Source organism: Ruegeria sp. G2 (genome assembly GCF_056533505.1).
On sequence record NZ_JBQFON010000015.1, the window covers coordinates 39,215 to 59,024 of the forward strand.

A 19,810-nucleotide genomic window follows, 5' to 3' on the forward strand; every position below is an offset into this window, starting at 1 on the left:
TCCTGTTTCAAGGTTGTGGGTATTATTCTGCCGGAAGCGCAGGGGGCACTTCCTGGATCGTGTGGGAGATCTCTCGGTTCACGCGATTGAGCGCGAGCCGTTTCCAAATCACGAATATTGCGGGAATGACAAAAAGCGTAAGAAGGGTCGCTGTCACCATGCCCCCAATCATCGGCGCAGCGATCCGCTGCATGATTTCAGAGCCTGTACCGGTGCCGTACATGATGGGTATCAGTGCTGCAAAGATCGTGGCTACAGTCATTACCTTCGGCCGAACCCGAAGAACGGCTCCTTCGAACACCGCGTCTTCGATATCGTCACGTGTCAGCTTTCGCTGTTCCGATTGCGCCAGCCCTCGACGTTTCTCCCAAGCAAGATTGAGGTACAACAACATGACAATCGCTGTTTCCACGGCAACTCCCGCCAGCGCGATGAAGCCCACGAGCACAGCAATTGAGATATCGAAGTTAAGATACCATAAGAACCAAACCCCACCTGCCAATGCGACCGGGAGCGCCGCAAGAATTATCCCGACCTCAATCACCCGATTGAACGCCAAGAAAAGCATGAGCGTGATAATTAGCAGGGTTGCAGGAGCAACGATCGTCAACCTGTCCTGCATTCTCTCTATGTACTCATACTGCCCTGACCAAGTCAGCGAGTAACCTGGAGGCAGGTCGACCTTTTCTGTAACCACCTCTTGTGCTTCGGCCACATAGCCGCCCAGGTCGCGCCCCGCGATGTCGATGAACACGAACCCAGTTCGTCGAGCGTTCTCTGATCGTATCATTCCCGGCCCGTCAACTATTCGAATATCGGCGAGAGCGGACAGTGGCACATGAGCACCCGACGGCGTGACGACAGGAAGATTTTCGAGCCGTTCCGGGCTGTCTCGCCATGCCTGAGGGTACCGAAGGTTTATAGGAAACCTCTCCAGCCCCTCCACAGATTCCGACACTTGCATACCGCCAATTGCGGTCTGCACTACGTCCTGAACTTCTCGAACACTCATCATGTATCGGGAGGCGGCATCTCGTTTGACGTCGATTTCGATGAAACGCCCGCCAACAGGTCGCTCTGCGTAGGCGGAAGCCGTTCCATCAATATCAGCGACCGCACGCTCTACTTCGATCCCTATATCTGTAATGACCTCCAAGTCGGTGCCGGATATTTTGACACCGACAGGAGTACGGATACCTGTCGCAAGCATATCGATGCGGTTCTTGATAGGTTGGATCCAAACATTTGTAACGCCCGGAACCTGAACGATACGATCGAGCTCATTCCGGATTTTCTCCATTGTCATGCCGGGGCGCCATTCTTCTTCCGGCTTGAGTTGGATTGTGGTCTCCACCATCGTTAGAGGTGCTGGATCGGTTGCAGTCTCCGCACGCCCAACTTTACCGTGAACAGTTTCGACTTCAGGCACGGTCGCGATCAGGCGGTTGGTCTGCTGCAGTACCTCACGGGCTTTTCCCGTCGAGATCCCGGGGTAGAAGCTCGGCATGTAGAGAAAATCACCTTCGTTCAACTCGGGCATGAATTCAGAGCCAATTCTCTGGTACGGGTACCACATGGACGTCACCAGAACGCCGGCCAACAGTGTTGTTGCCCATGGCCAGGCAATTGCCGCGTCCAGAAATGGGCGGTACACGAACACAACCAAGCGATTTAGCGGATTTTTTCGCTCCGGTAGAATACGCCCCCTTACAAAGTAACCCATCAAGACCGGAACCAGCGTTATCGAAAGGATGGCGGCTGCAGCCATGGCGTAGGTTTTGGTATAAGCGAGTGGCGAGAAGAGCCTACCTTCCTGATTTTCCAGAACGAAAACAGGCAAAAAACTAACCGTGATAATCGCCAGAGAATAAAAAAGGGCTGGTCCCACCTCAGAAGCGCACTCTTGCACAATCCGCCATCGGTTCTCTGCTGTGAGCTTTTCTTTTTCCAACCGCCTGTGCATCGCCTCGATCATCACAATCGATGCGTCGACCATCGCACCAATAGCGATGGCTATGCCGCCGAGCGACATGATGTTTGCGTTTACTCCTTGCGCCTTCATCAGAATAAATGCGGCAAAGATTCCCAGAGGGAGCGACAGAAGAATTACGAGGGATGACCGCAGATGAAGTAGAAAAGCCGCGCACACAAGAACAACGACAATGAATTCCTGCGTCAGTTTCTTCTGGAGGTTATCGATAGCACGCTCGATCACACCAGATCGGTCGTAGGTCGTTATGATTTCGACCCCCTCCGGCAGGTTTGAGCGCAACTCTTCGATGCGCGCCTCCACCGCTTTGATCGTTGCCAACGCATTCCCACCCCATCGCAGAATGACTACTCCACCAACCGCGTCTCCTTGCCCGTCGAGTTCTCCGACACCGCGCCGCATTTCCGGCCCCAGACGGATTTCAGCGACGTCTCCAAGCGTCAGAGCGGCGCCACGGTCGTTGACCATCAACGGCGCGCTTGCAAGGTCTGACAATTCGTCAATGTAGCCCGAGGACCTGACCATGAATTCGGCTTCCCCCATCTCAATGACGCTGCCGCCCGTCTCGCGGTTGGCCGCCTGAATAGCCGTCCTCAATTGTGCAAGTGTTATGTCATAGGCACGTAGTTTGTTTGGGTCGACGACGACCTGGTACTGTTTGACCATTCCGCCGATGGTGGCGACTTCTGAGACGCCTTCCACGGCTTGTAATTCGTATTTCAGAAACCAATCCTGCAGAGTCCTGAGCTGAGCCAGATCATGATTTCCGGTTCTGTCAACCAGCGCATACTGATAAATCCACCCGACCCCAGTCGCATCAGGGCCAAGTTGTGGTGACACGCCCTCAGGTAAGCTGCCGGTAATCTGGCCCAAGTATTCGAGCACACGCGACCGAGCCCAGTAGAGGTCCGTCCCGTCCTCAAAGACAACATATACAAAGCTGTCTCCAAAGAACGAGAACCCGCGAACGTCTTTTGCACCGGGTACGGCCAATAGGGCTGTCGCAAGTGGATATGTGATTTGGTTTTCGACAACTTGAGGCGCTTGCCCGGGATATGGCGTGCGAACAATTACCTGGACATCCGACAGATCCGGGATTGCATCAACCGGCGTCTCACGAATGGCCCAAATACCCGCAACTCCTATCATGAATGCGAGGGCCAAGATGACGAACCTGTTGGCGAGCGAAGAACGAATGATGGCCGTGATCACTGCGTAACACTCCCATCAAGCGCGACCTCTAACAGCGTCATCGAAAAGTCGGGATTGCGGCGAAGGATCAAAGAAACATCAATCCCTACAGGCAAGTTAGAAACCTCAATCCCCTCCGCAACCGGGAAATCCATGGTCATGCCCGGCATGCCGATCTCAGTCATCGGACCGTGTGTTACGTTCGCGGTACGCGCGTTCGGGTCGATACTGTTAATCCGGCCAGAAACCTGAAGTGGCGGTGCAATAGGCGTTGCCGCAGCCAACACCATTGTCATGCCATCTGCACGCGCGAAAGTCAGAGTCATTTCAGAACCGACTTCGAGCATGCTTGTGTCCAATGTAGGTTCTAATGGGAAATCCATGGTCATTCCGGGCATGCCAATCTCAGTCATCGGCCCGTGAGTGATGGTTGCCGTTCCCGCCTCAGCATTAACGAGGTTGATCGTGCCGGTGACTACAATCGGTGGAGCAGAAGGCGTGTCGGTTTCTTCGGGTTCAACGGAATCCGTCGGCGGCGAGCCCTCTTCGCGAATTGCCACAATCGAGAACATCCCCCCTTCTCCCTCAGCCAGATCAAACTCAATTGGCATGTCGATTGGCACGGTAGTGAGATCTACTCCTACAACAGGCAAATCCATTGTCATGGCGGCCCAACCGAGCTCGGGGATCGGTCCGTGCTCAAGCGTCAATTTGCCGTCTGAAGTGACGGCGCGCGCGATTCCGGCACCAGTTCCGGCAATACCATCGTCTGGTGCAAGCTCCATCAGGCTCAGAAGCCCATCCGCACCCCGTGCGATCACGAAAGCGACTGCGTCGCCTGCACTCAAGCTGTCGAGCGAAACACCAGACCTCACCGGAAACTGCGAAGTCATTGCGGGCCAATCGAGGCTTTCGAGAACATCGTGACGAACAGTTGCCATACGATTTTGGGCATCGAGTGAAACCAGGGTGCCTGCCCCGCGTGCTGGTTCGGTATCCGTTGGTGCCATTCGGGTGAAACCGGCGCTCAAAGCACTTTCACTGTCGATTAGAAACTGTGCGGATGCGACAACTTCCTCACCAGGTTCAAGCCCTTGCAGAACTTCTGTTCGACCCCCCTCGCCGAAACTGTCTCGAAGACCTGTAGTCACCAGTCTCGGGCGAAAAGTACCATCGCCTGTTTTTAAGATGACGCGTTCCGCCGAACCGGTACGAATTAACGCCTCTGATGGAACAGTGAGAACATTTCGGCTTTCATCCGGTATAAGGCTAACACTGCCAAACATGCCCGGCCGCAGCACGCCGTCGGTGTTATCGAAACTAAGCCTTACGGGAAGAGTTCGGGTTTGCGGATCAAGCTCAGGGTAAACATAGTCGATGTCGCCTTCGAAGGTGCGACCGGGTAGGTGCTCGAACCTTGCTATCGCGCGCATATCTTCCGACAAACGTGCAATATCTCGTTCAAATACATCAACGATCAGCCATACTTCAGAAAGATCGGTTACCGAAAAAGCAAGCGTGCCTGGCTGCAGGTACATGCCATCGGCGGCATTCAGAGCTATGACGACACCGTTTTGAGGTGCCTCAATTTCCACATTTCGAACCAACTCACCGCCCGCCTCAATCTCAGCAACCTGACGAGCGGACATACCGTGGCTGATCAACTTATTGCGCGCCGCGTCCAAAATCCGCGGGTCACCAGCTTCGACTGCGCGTACAAGATCGCCGGTCGCAGCTGCGATCAGTGGTGAAAAGAGTTCAAATAAAACTTGCCCCTTCTCAACGCGATCACCGACCGCTCGAACTTTCAGTTGCTCAATCCAACCTTCAACACGCGTATGAACGTGATTGGTCAGGTGTTCGTCAAAGCCGACGAAACCCACCGTTTCGATGCGAGGTTCGATATCAGTCATGCGTGCAACCGCAGTTCGCACACCAATTGCGTTGATTTCCGCAGCGCTCAGGGTGACTTCTTCAGGGTCGCCGGTAGGTTCCTGCCCAGAATAAACCGGGATCAAGTCCATACCCATCGGCGATTTTCCAGGTCCAGGCTGCCGAAAATTCGGATCCATCGGTGCTACCCAATAAAGGACCTCTGGTTCGTTCGACTGGCCCTGATCAATTGGATTCAGGTACAGTCTTTCAAGAAAGACACCTCCACCCAGGCCAATCGCCAAGGCAAGTACTGATAGTGCCGCATATCTTCCACGCATAATAATCTCCTGACGGTCGCAGTGCATGCTCGAACCGAAACAACATGAAAACCCGCGCTGACGGGCCTGTGGATGTTAGGAGATTTGTGGAGGACGATCGGGCGTCAGAGGCGCTTGAGAGTTGTGGATGTCGGAATCCATGTTACGGTTTTTCTGGCCAAAAGCTTCAGCCAAAACCGCAAGTCCTACGTGGGTCGGATATTCGCCAACACAACAGATACCGGAATGACATTCTCCGCTGTGATTTACGTGGCTATCCGTGTGGATTTGGCCAGTCGTCGGATGCAAACCGCTATGGTCGTGTTTGAAGTCTGATGACTTTGCAGCCATTGAAACGCCGTGAGGCTCAGAGGTGCTACTGTTTTTGACGTCACTGCTCGCGACCACAACAGTGCCGACGAAGGTCATCGCCAAGCAGACGCATGTCAGAAACGTCATTCGCAACACTGAGAAAAACTTCCACTTCATCCCGTGCAGTTAGGACGAACGTAACGAGTGTTCAAGCCAGTCGGAGGAAAAAACAGGTGAGTTGGTGCGCTGTATCGAAATGAAGCGGATTCCCGCGAATACACGTAACAAACTGCCAAAATAGGAGGCAGTTCATACGATGAGCGCATCTAAGTTTGGCCGAGGTTCTTCAGGATCGGGCAGTCGGGACGGTGGTCTCCGGCACATTCATCGATTAAATGAGACAGTGTAGCATGCATGGCCTTCAGGTCCGCGATCTTGGCATCTATTTCTTTTAGGTTCTGTTTGGCGATATCCTTCACGTCCGCGCTTGCGCGTTCTTTGTCCTCGTACAACGCCAGTAGTGAACGGCAATCCTCAATGGTAAAGCCCAATGAGCGGGCCCGCCCGATGAAGGCCAGTTTGTGCAGTTCCTTTTCGTCGAAATGTCGATACCCGTTCAGACTGCGCCTGGGTTTGATGAATCCGATATCCTCGTAATAACGGATGGTTTTGGCAGGCAGACCCGAACGTTCTGCTACATCTCCGATATTCACAGCGGTTCTCCTATTCTATTCAGCAGGCGCTGATCGCAGCGCCTGCTCTTCATTCTGCGAGATCTGTTCTCGCCCAACTTTGATCGGCTTAACCCAGCGCAACCGCAGCGCGTTGGTCAGGACAAATACACTGGACAGCGCCATGGCACCTGCAGCCAAAACCGGCGACAGCAACGGGCCGCCAAACGGATAGAGCACCCCCGCTGCAACCGGTATGAGCAGCGTGTTGTAGCTGAAAGCCCAGAACAGGTTTTGGCGGATGTTACGCATGGTGCGCTGACTAATATCGAAGGCGTTGACCACGCCTGTCAGGTCGCCTGACATCAGAACGACGTCAGCCGCCTCGATGGCGATGTCAGTGCCTGTCCCGATCGCAATTCCTACGTCAGCCGCCGCCAGAGCGGGGGCATCATTGATGCCATCACCCACAAAGGCCAGTTTTCCGCCATTTGAGCGCAGATCTTGCAACGCGGATACTTTACCCTCTGGCAGAACCTCGGCCACGACATGATCGATGCCAAGCTGCGCCGCGATGGATTTGGCTGTAGCGGTATTGTCGCCGGTAATCATCGCTACTTTCAGCCCCAGTCCGTGCAAAGCTTCAATTGCGTCTGGCGTGGTGGTCTTGATTGGGTCCGCCACGGCGATGACGGCTGCGATAACTCCGTCTACGGAGGCATAAAGTGGAGTCTTTCCGTTGATTGCGAGTTCAGCGCCCCGATCAGACAACGCGCCCATTTCAACCCCTTCGCGACTCATCAGGCGGTCGGCCCCGATCAGGATTGTATGGCCTTCGACTGAGGCGCTTACCCCGTAACCGGTGATCGACGTGAAGTCTTCTGGCTTCGAAAGCTCCAGACCACGGGTTTCAGCCGCGCGCACGATGGCCGTGGCGATCGGATGTTCGGATGTGACCTCAACGGCAGCAACAAGGCGCAGAACCTCATCCTCGGCCAATCCTTCGGCCACAATCAGGTCGGTCAGCTCCGGACGCCCTTCGGTCAAGGTCCCCGTCTTGTCCACCGCAACAACGGTGGTTTCCTGCAGCATTTGCAAGGCGTCGCCCTTTCGAAACAGGACACCCATCTCGGCCGCGCGGCCGGTGCCGACCATGATTGAGGTGGGTGTGGCCAACCCCATGGCGCAGGGGCAAGCAATGATCAGTACCGCAACCCCGGCTACCAACGCCAAGCTGAGCGCAGGATCGGGTCCGAACAACATCCAAACCAGCACAGTCATTACGGCCACAGCGATCACTACCGGCACGAACCACAGCGTGATGCGGTCAACCAAGCCTTGAATCGGAAGCTTGGCACCCTGTGCTTGTTCGACCATTTGAATGATCTGGGCCAACATAGTGTCTGCGCCGATCTTTTCAGCCCGGTACGTCAATGCGCCCGCGCCATTAACTGTTCCGCCGACCACAGTTGCGCCCTCGGTCTTTTCGGCAGGAACCGGCTCGCCGGTGATCATGCTTTCATCGACATATGACGCGCCGGTCACTACGGCACCATCCACCGCGATTTTTTCGCCCGGTCGAACGTGCACAATATCCCCTACAACGATCTGCTCGATCGGTAGCTCGACAACCGATCCGTCGCGCTCAACGCGCGCTGTTTTTGCCTGCAGACCGACCAGTTTTCGGATCGCTTCACCAGTTCGCCCCTTGGCGCGCGCCTCGAGGAACCTCCCCAGCAATATGAGAACCACGATCACCGCTGCGGCCTCGTAGTAGACGTTTGCGGTTCCGGCGGGAAGAACACCCGGCGCAAAGGTGGAAACAAGCGAGAACCCATAAGCCGCCGAAGTGCCCAGAGCCACCAGAGAATTCATGTCCGGCGCGCCTTTGAACAAGGAAGGGAATCCCTTAGTATAGAACTGCAAACCTGGCCCAAAAAGAACGATCGTGGTTAGAAGGAATTGCAGGTAATAGCTGTTCTGGATGCCGATCGTGCTCGCTATCAGGTGGTGCATGCCCGGAATAACATGCGAGCCCATTTCAAGGATAAAGACCGGCAAAGCGAGCAAGGCGGCAAAGCTTGTTCGCCGGGCCAATTGGCGAATCTCTTTGGCTTTGCGGTCTTGTGGTTCGGTCTGCGTCGCGGATCGCAGGCTCGCCGGATAGCCAGCAGATGCCGCAAGCGCCGCGATGGCTTCGGGTGTTGTGACTCCCTCAGCATAACGTACAGTTGCACTTTCGGTGGCCAGATTGACCGACGCGGACAAGACGCCATCATCTGCTTGCAATGCCCGTTCAACGCGCCCCACGCACGATGCGCAGGACATGTTCTGAATATCCAGCGTTACCTCTTCCGTCCGTGCCAGATATCCGGCGCTGTTTAACGCATCAGCAATGGCCGCTTTATCGGCTGGATCGCGGAAATCGACCTGAACGCTTTCGCTGGCGAGATTAACCGAAGCGGCATCTACCCCTGGCACATCTTTCAACGCGCGCTCAACCCGCCCTACGCAGGACGCACAGCTCATACCCTGAACTTGAAACCTTGCATGTGAAATTTCAGTCATATTGTCACCACCAATGTTCTGCTGACGGGAAACATAAGGGTTCCAGCAAGTGGAAGGTCAAGGGATGGGGCTGACTTTCTTTGCCACTAATTTTGACGATCCAATAATCACGACTTGACCTTCCTGTGCTGGAATACTTTAGCCGGGACGACGGAACACAGGAGCAAACATCCATGACGACCCTAAATATCCCGGATATGAGCTGCGGGCACTGCAAGTCAGCTATCGAAAAAGCCGTTGCCACGGTGGATTCCTCCGCACAGTTGGACTTTGACATGGAAAACCGCAGGGTACGTGTCTTAAGCACCAATTCACTTGATCATATCCTTGCAGCGCTGAAGTCCGAGGGATACGAAGCCACGATCGCATGATAAACTTAGGAGCGCACATGCTGTCGCCCCCTTGGTTCTATCTTGCGTCTCTGACTGCCACGATTAACCGGGTCATTTCATCTTCGGTGATCAGACCCGGGGCAAGCGCATCTCCAATCACAAACGAAGGAGTGCCACTGAAGCCAAGCTGTCGGGCCAATTCCATGGAAATCTGAATATGCGCGTCGACTTCCGGCGCTTCCATATCTGCGCGCAATTGATCCTCGTCCAGGCCAAGTTCCCGAACAACTTTCAGTACACTGGCCTCAGTGGCACGACCGTTCAGAGCCATAAGCGCCCAATGAAATTCTTCGTATTTTCCCTGGTTTCGTGAGGCCAGCGCAGCGCGTGCCGCGAAGTCGGAACCTTCTCCAAGTATGGGCCATTCTCGATAAACAATTCGCACATCGGAATCGCCCGCGATTACGTTCTTCACGACCGGGGCAGCGCGTTTGCAATATGGGCAGTTATAGTCGAAAAACTCGACCACGGTTACATCGCCTTCCGGGTTTCCGATTACAGGCGCATTCGGATCCTGTTCCAGCAATTCACGCTGATTTTCCAAGACGCTTCCAATTGCTTCGGCTTTTGCCTGATCCTCGCGCTGTTGAAGCAATTGAATCGCCTGCATGATGATCTCAGGGTTTTCCAAAATGGCTTCGAGAGCCAGCCGTTTTACATCGGAGTCAGACAGCTCGTCGGCGCGTGCCATAGGAATGCCAATCGACATGGCGATAGCGACTAAGCCTGCAAGTATTCGTTTCACATCAGTTTCCTTCCGTTTGTTCTGCTTCGGTGCGTTGCTCTTGCAGCTTGCGTTCCCGATCCGGCCAACTCTCCTGGATGAAGGCGAGGATGTCCCAGATATCCTGATCCGACAGAGTGTCCCCGAAGCCTGGCATGCCGCTTTTGACGTCAGCGACACCCATCTGTTTCAAAGTTTGGTCCCCGCCAAACTTTGTATAGTCGAACAACAGCTTGTCGCCGTGATGCCAGGTATGCCCGGTTCGGTCATGCGGGGGCGCCCGCAAGACGCCATCCGGATCAGGTGTTTGCCAATCCTGCTGACCCTCCAAATTTGCCCCGTGGCATGACGCGCAGTTTTCGGCGTACAAAACTGCACCACGTGCCGAATCCGCTGATGCACTGTTCTGCGCACGCCCACTCAGGCCCCAGCCAGCGACCGCGACAATGATCACTACAGCAGCCAGTGACACCCATTTCGCCGAACTCTTGTTCATCATGCCACGCTCAGCCAGGTCTTCATACCAGCGGCCTGATGCGACAGCATATGGCAATGAAACAGCCAATCCCCCGGGTTATCCGCAACGAACGCAATCTCCCGCTTTTCTATCCGGTCAACCAGGATTGTGTCCCGCAGCGGCCCTAGGTTGCCGTTTGGCAGAACTTCCTGAAAGTGCGTCCCGTGCAAGTGCATAGCGTGCGGAAAGACGGTGTCGTTCTGCATCTGAATCCGGACTATGTCGCCACGCGAAACGGCAGCAAGGGGGTTTTCAGGTAACCCGGCGACACCGTTGAATGTCCAGATCTGCCCTTCCTGAACCAATTCATTGGTGCTCATGACCTGGCCGTTAAAAGTGCCTTGACGCAGTCCGCCCATCGCCCCGCCTTCCATCACTAATGGGATTGTCAAAGCGTCAGAAACATCTTCGAGAAAGGAAACAGGGTTGGGTGGCAGGGCTTCTATTGCACCGCGGTTTGCGGATGCACCGCTTCCCGAAACCGGGATTTCAGCAATGACAAACGATTCATCGCGTTCGTGAAGAGTTATTTGAACGGCTTCGTTCGATTCCGCTGTGACATCAACAATTAAGTCTGCTCGCTGTGCAGGCCCAAAAACAAGGGTTTCAAAATCCTCTGGCTGCCTTACAGGCATGCCATCATAAGCGACCAGTTTCCCGTTTGCGCCACCTACTGAGACATACATGATCCGATCAGTTGCCACGTTGACCATTCGAAGTCGCAAACGCTGGTTTGTCAGAACTTCTGTCATGGGCGATATGTGTGCGTGAACGTAGTTTCCCATTCGGCCTGCATGCGTCCAGTCATGCATCGCGCCGAAATCATCGACGATTTGGGCGTCCTGACCCAACCTCCAGTCATCCAGCAGGATCGTAATGTCATGATCCGTGTCCGGCGGGTCCATTTCGTCGACGATGAACGCGCCGTAAAGGCCCCTGGCCACTTGTTCCGTTGACTGGTTATGAGAGTGGTACCAGAAGGTTCCTGCATCCTTCAGAGGCAAGTCATACTGAAACTCGCCGCTTGTTGGTACAGCCTCCTGTGTAAGACCCGGCACCCCATCCATGTTGTTTGGTACCCGCAGTCCATGCCAATGGATTGCCGTAGGCTGAGGCAGTGAGTTCAGGAGTGTCCGGCGAACCGTTTCGCCCTGCCGGGCACGAATTTCGGGGCCCGGAACACCGCCATCATATCCCCATATCTCGGTTTCAGGATAGCTGTCGGGGGCAACACGTGCCAATCCTGAACGCGCCTCGATTATTCGGGGGGCGGTAGCCGCCCTCCCGATAGTCGGCACTGCGATTAGTGCCGACGTGCCTGCAACGAATTGCCTGCGATTGAGCTTCATGAGGACTTCCCTCCAAAGAAAATTTGATCTCTCACTCGATTACCCCCCGTCGTGCACATCCAGCAGATAGGTCGCCATTGCCTTCCGGTCTTCGTCTGTCAGAAAGCTGGTGCCATAGTTTACGACCTCTCCCATGGCGCCGCCGAAGACATCGCCATCAGGCATGACGCCGGTGCGCAACGCGTAGGCCAAATCATCTACCGTCCAACCACGCTTTTGCAGGGTCTCAAAGTCGATGGCCGGTGCCTTGTCACCGCCCGGCAGAGAGTCACTTCCCTTGAAGTGTTCCGTGTCCGAATTTCTTGCGCCAGCCAGGTTCCTCCCGGTGTGGCAGGCCGCACAATGTGTGGCACCTTCGACCAGTAGCCGGCCCCGGTTCCACACTTCGTCATTGCCCGGCACGGGATCAGTGCGGGGTGGTTCCAGAAAAGCCGCGCGCCACAGCTTCAGGCCCCATCTCTGATTGAAGGGGAACGCCATTTCCTGTTCTTTTGACGGTTCCGCTACCGGTGGAACTGTTTGCCATGCGGCCCAGAGATCGGCGATGTCCTGATCCGTGAAATTGGCATAGAATGGATAAGGAAAGGCCGGGTAATAGGGTTGTCCGCCGGGTGATACGCCTTGACGCACCGCGCGGGCGAACTCCTCGATTGTCCAATCACCGATCCCGTGATCGGGATCTGTGGTCAGGTTCGGCGAAAAGAGCGTGCCGAACGGGGTATCCAACTCCACCCCACCGGCCAAGGCCGCGCCCCCTTTGGCAAAATCTGTGTGGCAAGCGATACAACCACTTGCCCTTGCCAGATACGCCCCGCGGTTAACGTCACCCTGAATGTCGAGAGCTTGTAAGGGCTGGCCAATCGGCCAAGCCATCACAGCAACAAGTCCCGCTGACGCCGCTACGGCGGCAGCAAGGCCCAATCGGAATATCGGTCTCATGACGCATTCCTATTCCGACCGAAATTGCGTGTGACACGCCGAGCATGTCTGGCTCAGCATCATGAACACACCATCTGCCGGCATTTCAGAAAGTTGTGCCTGGTTTGGACTGCCGCCCATCATTCCGGCACCCATCATAGAACCGCCACCCATCATGGATGCGCCGCCCATCATGCCCGAACCATGGCCCGACCCGGACATCATCAACCCGTTGTCCGCCGCAAGCACAAGGCCTTCAGAGTAGGATTCCAACTGCCTGGCTAACTCTGCAAATGAACCCCAATCCTGCCAGATCTCCGATTTGGCCTCCGAGGGTTTGCCATCAGATCCCTCTGGAAACAGCTTTGTCATGCTCTCGCCAGCGTGACGCCCGATTTTCTTGGCCTCGCTTCGTACCGTTTGCGCATTGTAGGGCGTTTTCCCCTGCATCATCGGCGTAAGGATCTTCATGCTGTCCTTCATCGCGGACATACCATCCATGCGTTCTTTGACGATGCCGGTTGCGCCACCATGCGCCAGGGCGGCGGCTGCAAACAGAGAAACCAGGGCAACGCCTGTGGTCATTTTCAGAATGTTCATTGTTTTGTCCTTGTCGTCTGCTTCGACGCGCCCAGGTTGAGCGCAATTCGACTGGTCAGATCAGGACACGCGGCGGTGGTGGGTCAAACGCCGCGATACCGAGAACCCGGTATTGGGCTCGAGGGATCGAGTATCTTTGTTCAGTATCTTGGGGGCCAGGCGGTGGTGGACCCATCGAAAATAGACCAACAGCGTTGCAAATCGTTCCGCCATGACAATGTCCGGGATGACCCTGCTTGACATGCTCAACGTCCGCGGAGTCCGTTTGGTCAATCACGTGCTGAGAACCACTGCCATGTGCATGAGCAGAATCGGCCGTCACAAGCAGCCCGCCAATGGTCAGCACCATTGACAGTATGATGTAACGAATTGCACTGCCCATTCGGCTCGTCACCTTCAGAAAATCCCGTTTTCCTGCTGCAGCTCTCTGATATACGCCACGATGCCCTTCACATCCGCACGGGTCAAGCCATCGACCGGCGGCATATTGCCGAACTTCCAATGGTGTGCCCGAACTCCATTCTGGACTGCCACATAAAATGACTCGTCCGAATGGTGGCTTGGTTCATAGATTTTATGCACCAAAGGTGGTGCAAGGCCTTCCAGACCTGTTGCATTCGCGCCATGGCACGCCGAGCATTTGGCGTCGAATGCCACTTTGCCGACGGCCGCAAATTCGCTTAGCTGGTCCGGCAGAGTGACGTTTTCGATTGGGTCTCCTTGCTCCAGTGCTGACGTATCGGGCGGCGTCATCGAGTGACCTGTTGGTTGCTGATTTAAGTTGTAGACGAACGCGGCGGCGCCTGCGATCACTACTCCGCCGATCAAGAGTGTAAGTTTATCCATCTCTGTTCTTCACATGATTGTCAGTTCTTAGGTTCAACGCGCGCAAAAAAAATCGGCCTGACCAAGGTCAGATCAGTTTTACCTGAGTGCCCACAGTGGCCAGTTCGAACAATTCCGCAATCTGCTCGTTGTACAAGCCAATGCAGCCGTTGGAGGATCTTCTCCCGATCTTGCGCGTGTCGTTGGTGCCGTGGATCCGGTAGTATTGCCAGCTCAAATAAAGTGCATGTGTCCCCAGAGGATTCTCCGGACCCGGGCCCACATAATCGGGCCAAGCGGGGTTGCGCTTTTTCATTGCTGGTGTCGGTCGCCAAGACGGCCCTTCGACCTTGCGAGTAACTGTGGTGTAGCCCAGCCTTGTAAGGTCTTCCGTCAGCGGTACGCTGGTTGGATACATTCGGTAGACGCTTTCGTCTTCCGACCAATATTGCAGGACCTTGGACTGTGTATCGGACAGGATCACACCATTCTTAAGCGTATCAAAGTGGTCCTGCCATTTAGCAACGCGGAATGAGGAAACATTGCGGCGCGTCCCCTCAGTTGCCGTTGATTGGGCCCAAACGGCCGGTGCTGGAAAAAGCGTCGTCGCAGCAAACGCGGCAATCACTCCACGTCGCGTAACAACCTTTCCTTCTTTGCTCCGTTTCATGCCTGCCATCCCAAAGTTTATTCTTTTTTTCCGACTCAAATAACTCGTATGCCCGGTTCCTGCGCTGGAAGGTCAACACGCAAATGACATTTCATATGGGATGTCTCGTCTGAATTGTCGTTGCCGTTGGCGCAGGGATATTTCCTTAGAAGGCGGACCCAAATCATCAAGTCATTGTGGAAAAGCAATTTTTCTTGGACGTAACTCCAGGCTGCTTTAAGCAAAACCTGACTTTCTTGAATCAACCGAACACAAAAAAGCAACGCTAACAATTGCTTAGTTCTTGGTGAATTGATGTGATCACCCGTCGATGCGAGGGTAGCAGGCACTACAAATGACAATCACAGTGGACTAAACACCATGTCCTTCAGGAAAGCTTTCCAAGCACTGGCCGCACTTTTGTTCATCGGCGCTTGTACCGAAACAACGTCAATATCTGCAGATAGCGAGCCCGGAACGCTTTCCCAAGTTCCTGACGCCGTAGCCCAGATTGCTGCTCCGGGCCAGGACCTGAACGCAGTGAAAATCATGCCTGAGGACGGTTGCTATTGGTATCGCTATGTTGGGCCAGTTGAAACAACCTACCTACCACTTAGGACTATTGAAGGGCGCCCAATCTGTACGCGCGCCTGACAAGCGCCTGTCAGCTGGTCGCGGTCAGAAGCCGCTCGGGAGGGTAGAGATGAGCCGTGGACCCTGGCCTGACACGATCATAAAGCCCGATGATATGTGGCATCGCCATCCTTACGCAGCCAGAACTTGCGCGACCTCCGATAGATCTTGGATAAGGCGTTCCGTGAATTCGCAGGTATGTGTCGCGACCACCTTCGAACAGATAAAACGCCCTTGATCCCAATGGGTTTGTCGGCCCACCGGGCACACCATCTGCGAATTGCGCATATTCATCAGGGTCGCGCTCAATCATTTCGGCTGTAGGAGTCCAACGCGGCCATTTGGCCTTTCGCTTGATCGTGTAGACTCCGGGCTCGTAAAGATTGCCTCGGGCAATGGCTACGCCGTAACGCATTGCTGTGCCACCGTCTTCGATGAAATACAGATATCGTGCCACCGCGTCGACATGAATGTCACCCGGAGTAAGTGGTCGATTGGTTTGCACACGCTGAGGCAGGAAACGTGGGTGTAAACCCCAGGGATTGGATGTTGCGGGATCAAAATTGGCTGGAGTTACTTGCGCATCCCACTCCGACCATTGCGAGGCCGCCGCCGACGTCACTCCAAAAACCGGCTGAGAGAAAATGGCGAGCGAGGCTGCAACAAAATGTCGTCTGGTCAGCATTGATAGCGCTCCTATTGGCTGGTTGGTGTCTGGAGTTAGTACCCAGGGGATTAGACAATCCGCGACGGGGGAAGATTTGTCCATTCAATTATTCGTTCGATATCGCTTCGACCCACCCGCGAGTTTTCAAGGCTTAAAGTGACCTAGGCAGCTTCGTGTTTAACCTGAAACTTCACCAGGCGTCGGGACGACAATGCCTGCTGTTCATACCCCTAAAAACTTCCCTGTTCCGGCCGTGTCTATGCACCAAGTAAGGCCCAAGCAAATGCTGGACTGGTTTGACAGCGTCAAATTCGCTTCGCGCCAAAACAGCTTGACCTTCCATCGTGGGAAGGCGTTAGCAGAGGTCTCCAATCCAAATTTTGGAGTTGAATGTGAAAGAAAAACAGACTGCAAACGCGCCGCAGGCGTCAGTACCGGTTAGCGGCGGCAAGATAATGAAATGGGGCATGATGGTATGTTGCATTGCCATGATAACGCCGATCGCTCTCTACTTGATCGCCGGCGGGACGGTTGGTGGGCTTTCTGACTCCTTGGGTCTTTTCGCACCGTTGATCCTGTGCCTCGGAGCCCATTTCTTTATGCACAAGGCGATGGAAAAATCCTGTCATTCGAACAAATCTGAATCGGAAAGACCAAAGGCAACAGACGCCGCGGTCGGACCGAACCCAGTACACCGGCAATAATCTTCAATCATGAAGCTTTGGTGCTCAAGGTTGGCCGCCATGTCGCTGGCCGCTCTTTCGCTGGCGGCTTGCGCACCACGCCCTAAACTATGCCCGCTGCAACCGCCGCAGCCTGAATACGCCCTGCCCCAAGGTTGCCGGGTTCAATGGGAGGGCGCGGATGGCGGGGCCTATTTCATCTGCGAAGACGGGCGCGAAGGTTTCGTGAGCTGATCGTGGGGATGTGACATTCCGGCTCGTTGACCCTCCAGCGCTGGAATCTGGCAGAGACGGGTGCAAAACAACCGATGGCAACGCGCAATGGCAAGAACACTCCTAAATTTATGTATTATGATCTTGGGGTTAATCTTTGGCCAGACTTCCGCCGGGACAAGCCTTGCAGCTACATCCCAAGCGTATGAATCAGAGCCCCTGGTCGCACACATAATTACCGCGCAGGACGGGATCGCGCCTGACGTCAAGACGATCACTGCAGGACTGCATCTGAAACTGGGCGAAGATTGGAAAACCTACTGGAAGTCGCCTGGTGAGGTGGGAATTCCGCCCAAGATCACTTGGAACGGCTCGCAAAACGTCAGCGACGTACAGTTTCACTGGCCCGCGCCGATCCGTTTTCGCGCCTTCGGGATCGAGAATTTCGGGTACAAGGACGAAGTGGTCTTTCCGCTGACCGTCACACTCGAGAACCCCGGAGCGCCAGTTGACTTGAAGGCCGCTGTGACAACGCTGATCTGTTCCGATATCTGTGTGCCGGTCGAGTTTTCGCTGGACTTGTCGCTGACTCAGGGAACGGGTCGGGATCAGGACTCGGCCCGGCTTATAAATGCCTTTCTGTCGCGGGTGCCAACCACGGGAAACACAAGCGGAATGAAGTCCGACGCCGCGACCCTGGATACCGAGTCCGAGATGCTGACGCTGAATTTCACCAGCGACCTGCCCTTTGATGCGCCTGATGTCTTTCCCGACATGGGACGTGACACCGCGTTTGGTGCACCCGACATCCGGCTCGCTGGCGACAGGCGTCAGCTATGGGTGCAGTTCCCGGTCCTCGCTCTGGCACAGGACCCCCCCGCCTTGTCCGTCACGGTTACCGACACCAACCGCGTGGCCGAGTTTTCGCCCCGTACCGACGCTCCCCCTACCCCGCCACCATATGAGATCGCGGCCGCCGAAACTTCAGCCAGCGCGCTGGTCTGGATCATTTTGCTGGCGGTGGGCGGCGGGTTGATTCTGAATGTCATGCCCTGCGTACTGCCAGTGCTTTCGATCAAGCTTTCCTCGGCGGTAAAGGCTCGCGACCGCTCTGCGGCTCAGATTCGCGCCGGGTTCCTGGCTTCGGCAGCCGGAATCCTGACATTCATGTGGCTGTTGGCGGCTATCACCATTGCGGCGCGGTCGCTGGGCTATTCCGTCGGCTGGGGCATCCAGTTCCAGAATCCGCTTTTCCTTGCGGTGATGATCGTGGTGCTGGCGGTTTTTGCAACCAGCCTCGCGGGCTTGTTCGAGATCACGCTGCCGCAGTCGCTGAACACCCGGCTTGCCCATGTCGAAAAGGGCCGCGTGTCGCTGGTCGGGGATTTCCTGACCGGAGCCTTCTCAGCAGTTCTGGCGACGCCCTGCTCGGCCCCCTTCCTCGGCACGGCGGTGGCCTTTGCCCTGACCGGCCGACCGGTGGATATCGTGGCGATCTTCACCGCAATGGGGGTCGGGCTGGCCATTCCTTACCTGCTGGTTGCAGTGCACCCGAAACTTACCGCCGCTCTGCCTAAACCGGGGCGTTGGATGGTGGGATTAAAATGGGCCCTGTCGGCGGCACTGCTGACCACGATCGGCTGGTTGGTCTGGGTGATGGTCGGGGTGGCCGGAGACACTGCTGCAACTGCTACCGTGCTGGCTGCAACTGTTCTGGTCCTGTTGATCTGGAAAAGTACGATGATGCCACCCGTTTTGCGCTGGACAGCCCTGTTGCTGACGCTGACCGCAGCGTTTGCCGCACCGGTTGCGATTGCCGGCAAAGACCGGTCCAGGCTGCTTGAACCAGCCGGAGAGATCCCTTGGATTACCTTCAGCCGCCCCGAAATCGCCCGCCTTGTGTCGCGCGGCGAGGTGGTTTTCGTCGATGTCACAGCCGACTGGTGTCTGACCTGCAAGGCCAACAAAGCGCTGGTGCTGGAACGCGGCGAGGTTCTGGCAACACTGCAATCGGACAAAGCAATTCCGATGCAGGCCGACTGGACCCGCCCCGACGATGTGATCGCCCGTTTCCTTGAGGACAATGGACGGTTCGGGATCCCCTTCAACATCGTCTACGGCCCGTCGGCCCCCGAAGGCATCGCCCTGCCAGAGATCTTGACCACGAACGCCATTCTCGACGCGATGGAACAGGCCGCGCCGATTGCGGGCGGAGCCGTGGAAAGCGGATCCTGACCCCGGAGTTCACATATCCCGGACGCGGTTGCTCTGCTGCGCTAAACGCATGGTCTCGTGCTCTTCCATATCCAGTATCGCCTGAAAGAGTTCGCGTGCCTCGGGTATCTCGGCACGCCCGTGCAAATACCGATATAAGTCGATCACCTGATTGTGAAGATCGAAGACCGCTTCGCAGATCTCATCGACGCTCATCTGTGCGAACGGCCTGTCGCAGGCGCGATGTGGGTCGATCGGCTCATTGCCCAAATAGTCATATACCCAGGTGTTGAGCGCTTTGGGATCGGCTCGTTTCACGAAACCATCGACGATTTTCTCCAGAGCAGCCTCATGATCGGCGAGGTAGGTAAGCAACATCCTGGCCAGCTCCTGCTCTGACTGTGTCGAACAGTGGGCCAAACATTCGGCGAGCCAATGATGCATTTCCCGCGTCCAGACAATTAGATCAGAAAACGTTTCAACTTTCATGGTCTCAACCTCC

At 55.5% G+C, this 19,810-nt stretch carries 20 protein-coding genes; 6 read left to right on the forward strand and 14 right to left on the reverse strand.

Annotated features, from left to right (window positions below; all coding sequences use genetic code 11):
• Positions 1-22 precede the first annotated feature (22 nt).
• Positions 23-3,202 (reverse strand): efflux RND transporter permease subunit, encoded by a 3,180-nt coding sequence (locus ACR0DU_RS20575; protein ID WP_170417917.1) that lies wholly within the window; start codon positions 3,200-3,202, stop codon positions 23-25.
• Positions 3,199-5,394, reverse strand: a complete 2,196-nt coding sequence (locus ACR0DU_RS20580) for an efflux RND transporter periplasmic adaptor subunit (protein WP_170417912.1) — start codon at positions 5,392-5,394, stop codon at positions 3,199-3,201. The genes ACR0DU_RS20575 and ACR0DU_RS20580 overlap by 4 nt, the downstream gene beginning before the upstream one ends.
• 123 nt (positions 5,395-5,517) lie before the next feature.
• On the opposite strand from ACR0DU_RS20580, the gene ACR0DU_RS20585 reads away from it, so the two are divergent.
• Entirely contained in the window at positions 5,518-5,709 is a 192-nt protein-coding gene (locus tag ACR0DU_RS20585) for a hypothetical protein (protein WP_170608328.1), read from the forward strand.
• 302 nt (positions 5,710-6,011) lie between these two features.
• Here ACR0DU_RS20585 and cueR read toward each other — a convergent pair whose 3' ends face one another.
• Positions 6,012-6,398 carry a Cu(I)-responsive transcriptional regulator gene (gene cueR, locus ACR0DU_RS20590; protein ID WP_152460772.1) on the reverse strand — a complete coding sequence of 129 codons (387 nt, stop codon included), beginning with the start codon at positions 6,396-6,398 and terminating at the stop codon, positions 6,012-6,014.
• 15 nt (positions 6,399-6,413) lie between these two features.
• The gene (locus tag ACR0DU_RS20595) at positions 6,414-8,924 is read right to left on the reverse strand and encodes a heavy metal translocating P-type ATPase (RefSeq protein WP_170417908.1); all 2,511 of its coding nucleotides are present in this window, start codon (positions 8,922-8,924) and stop codon (positions 6,414-6,416) included.
• 173 nt (positions 8,925-9,097) lie between these two features.
• Between ACR0DU_RS20595 and ACR0DU_RS20600 the strand changes: the two genes are divergently transcribed.
• Positions 9,098-9,295, forward strand: a complete 198-nt coding sequence (locus ACR0DU_RS20600; RefSeq protein WP_170417905.1) for a heavy-metal-associated domain-containing protein — start codon at positions 9,098-9,100, stop codon at positions 9,293-9,295.
• A 37-nt stretch (positions 9,296-9,332) separates the two neighbouring features.
• Here ACR0DU_RS20600 and ACR0DU_RS20605 read toward each other — a convergent pair whose 3' ends face one another.
• The 8 genes from ACR0DU_RS20605 to ACR0DU_RS20640 form a co-directional block, all read right to left on the reverse strand.
• Positions 9,333-10,061, reverse strand: a complete 729-nt coding sequence (locus ACR0DU_RS20605; protein ID WP_414478956.1) for a DsbA family protein — start codon at positions 10,059-10,061, stop codon at positions 9,333-9,335.
• 1 nt (position 10,062) lies between these two features.
• Positions 10,063-10,536 carry a c-type cytochrome gene (locus ACR0DU_RS20610; protein ID WP_171724989.1) on the reverse strand — a complete coding sequence of 158 codons (474 nt, stop codon included), beginning with the start codon at positions 10,534-10,536 and terminating at the stop codon, positions 10,063-10,065.
• The gene (locus tag ACR0DU_RS20615) at positions 10,536-11,906 is read right to left on the reverse strand and encodes a multicopper oxidase family protein (protein ID WP_170417903.1); all 1,371 of its coding nucleotides are present in this window, start codon (positions 11,904-11,906) and stop codon (positions 10,536-10,538) included. Before ACR0DU_RS20615 ends, ACR0DU_RS20610 begins: the two co-directional genes overlap by 1 nt.
• Positions 11,907-11,945: 39 nt before the next feature.
• The gene (locus tag ACR0DU_RS20620; protein ID WP_170417899.1) at positions 11,946-12,845 is read right to left on the reverse strand and encodes a c-type cytochrome; all 900 of its coding nucleotides are present in this window, start codon (positions 12,843-12,845) and stop codon (positions 11,946-11,948) included.
• Positions 12,846-12,854: 9 nt separating this feature from the next.
• Positions 12,855-13,424, reverse strand: coding sequence for a c-type cytochrome (locus ACR0DU_RS20625; protein ID WP_170417895.1), 570 nt, complete (start codon positions 13,422-13,424; stop codon positions 12,855-12,857).
• Between the two features lie 60 nt (positions 13,425-13,484).
• Positions 13,485-13,667 (reverse strand): hypothetical protein, encoded by a 183-nt coding sequence (locus ACR0DU_RS20630; RefSeq protein ID WP_157054267.1) that lies wholly within the window; start codon positions 13,665-13,667, stop codon positions 13,485-13,487.
• Positions 13,668-13,820: 153 nt separating this feature from the next.
• Positions 13,821-14,270, reverse strand: a complete 450-nt coding sequence (locus tag ACR0DU_RS20635; RefSeq protein WP_170417891.1) for a c-type cytochrome — start codon at positions 14,268-14,270, stop codon at positions 13,821-13,823.
• 67 nt (positions 14,271-14,337) lie between these two features.
• Complete coding sequence (locus tag ACR0DU_RS20640; protein ID WP_170417888.1) at positions 14,338-14,928, reverse strand: L,D-transpeptidase; 591 nt, start codon at positions 14,926-14,928, stop codon at positions 14,338-14,340.
• A gap of 351 nt (positions 14,929-15,279) precedes the next feature.
• Here ACR0DU_RS20640 and ACR0DU_RS20645 point away from each other — a divergent pair, with 351 nt between their 5' ends.
• Entirely contained in the window at positions 15,280-15,552 is a 273-nt protein-coding gene (locus ACR0DU_RS20645) for a hypothetical protein (RefSeq protein ID WP_170481362.1), read from the forward strand.
• Between the two features lie 10 nt (positions 15,553-15,562).
• Here ACR0DU_RS20645 and ACR0DU_RS20650 read toward each other — a convergent pair whose 3' ends face one another.
• The gene (locus ACR0DU_RS20650) at positions 15,563-16,216 is read right to left on the reverse strand and encodes a L,D-transpeptidase (protein WP_050605720.1); all 654 of its coding nucleotides are present in this window, start codon (positions 16,214-16,216) and stop codon (positions 15,563-15,565) included.
• 374 nt (positions 16,217-16,590) lie between these two features.
• Between ACR0DU_RS20650 and ACR0DU_RS20655 the strand changes: the two genes are divergently transcribed.
• The 3 genes from ACR0DU_RS20655 to ACR0DU_RS20665 all read left to right on the forward strand — a co-directional run bounded on the left by ACR0DU_RS20655 (position 16,591) and on the right by ACR0DU_RS20665 (position 19,329).
• Positions 16,591-16,902 (forward strand): DUF2933 domain-containing protein, encoded by a 312-nt coding sequence (locus ACR0DU_RS20655; protein ID WP_255612174.1) that lies wholly within the window; start codon positions 16,591-16,593, stop codon positions 16,900-16,902.
• A gap of 9 nt (positions 16,903-16,911) precedes the next feature.
• Complete coding sequence (locus ACR0DU_RS20660) at positions 16,912-17,115, forward strand: hypothetical protein (protein ID WP_170602093.1); 204 nt, start codon at positions 16,912-16,914, stop codon at positions 17,113-17,115.
• 117 nt (positions 17,116-17,232) lie between these two features.
• Complete coding sequence (locus ACR0DU_RS20665; RefSeq protein ID WP_170418009.1) at positions 17,233-19,329, forward strand: protein-disulfide reductase DsbD family protein; 2,097 nt, start codon at positions 17,233-17,235, stop codon at positions 19,327-19,329.
• Between the two features lie 9 nt (positions 19,330-19,338).
• Here the strand turns inward: ACR0DU_RS20665 and ACR0DU_RS20670 are convergent, their stop codons facing one another.
• Positions 19,339-19,797, reverse strand: coding sequence for an ATPase (locus tag ACR0DU_RS20670; protein ID WP_170417881.1), 459 nt, complete (start codon positions 19,795-19,797; stop codon positions 19,339-19,341).
• Between the last annotated feature and the right edge of the window lie 13 nt (positions 19,798-19,810).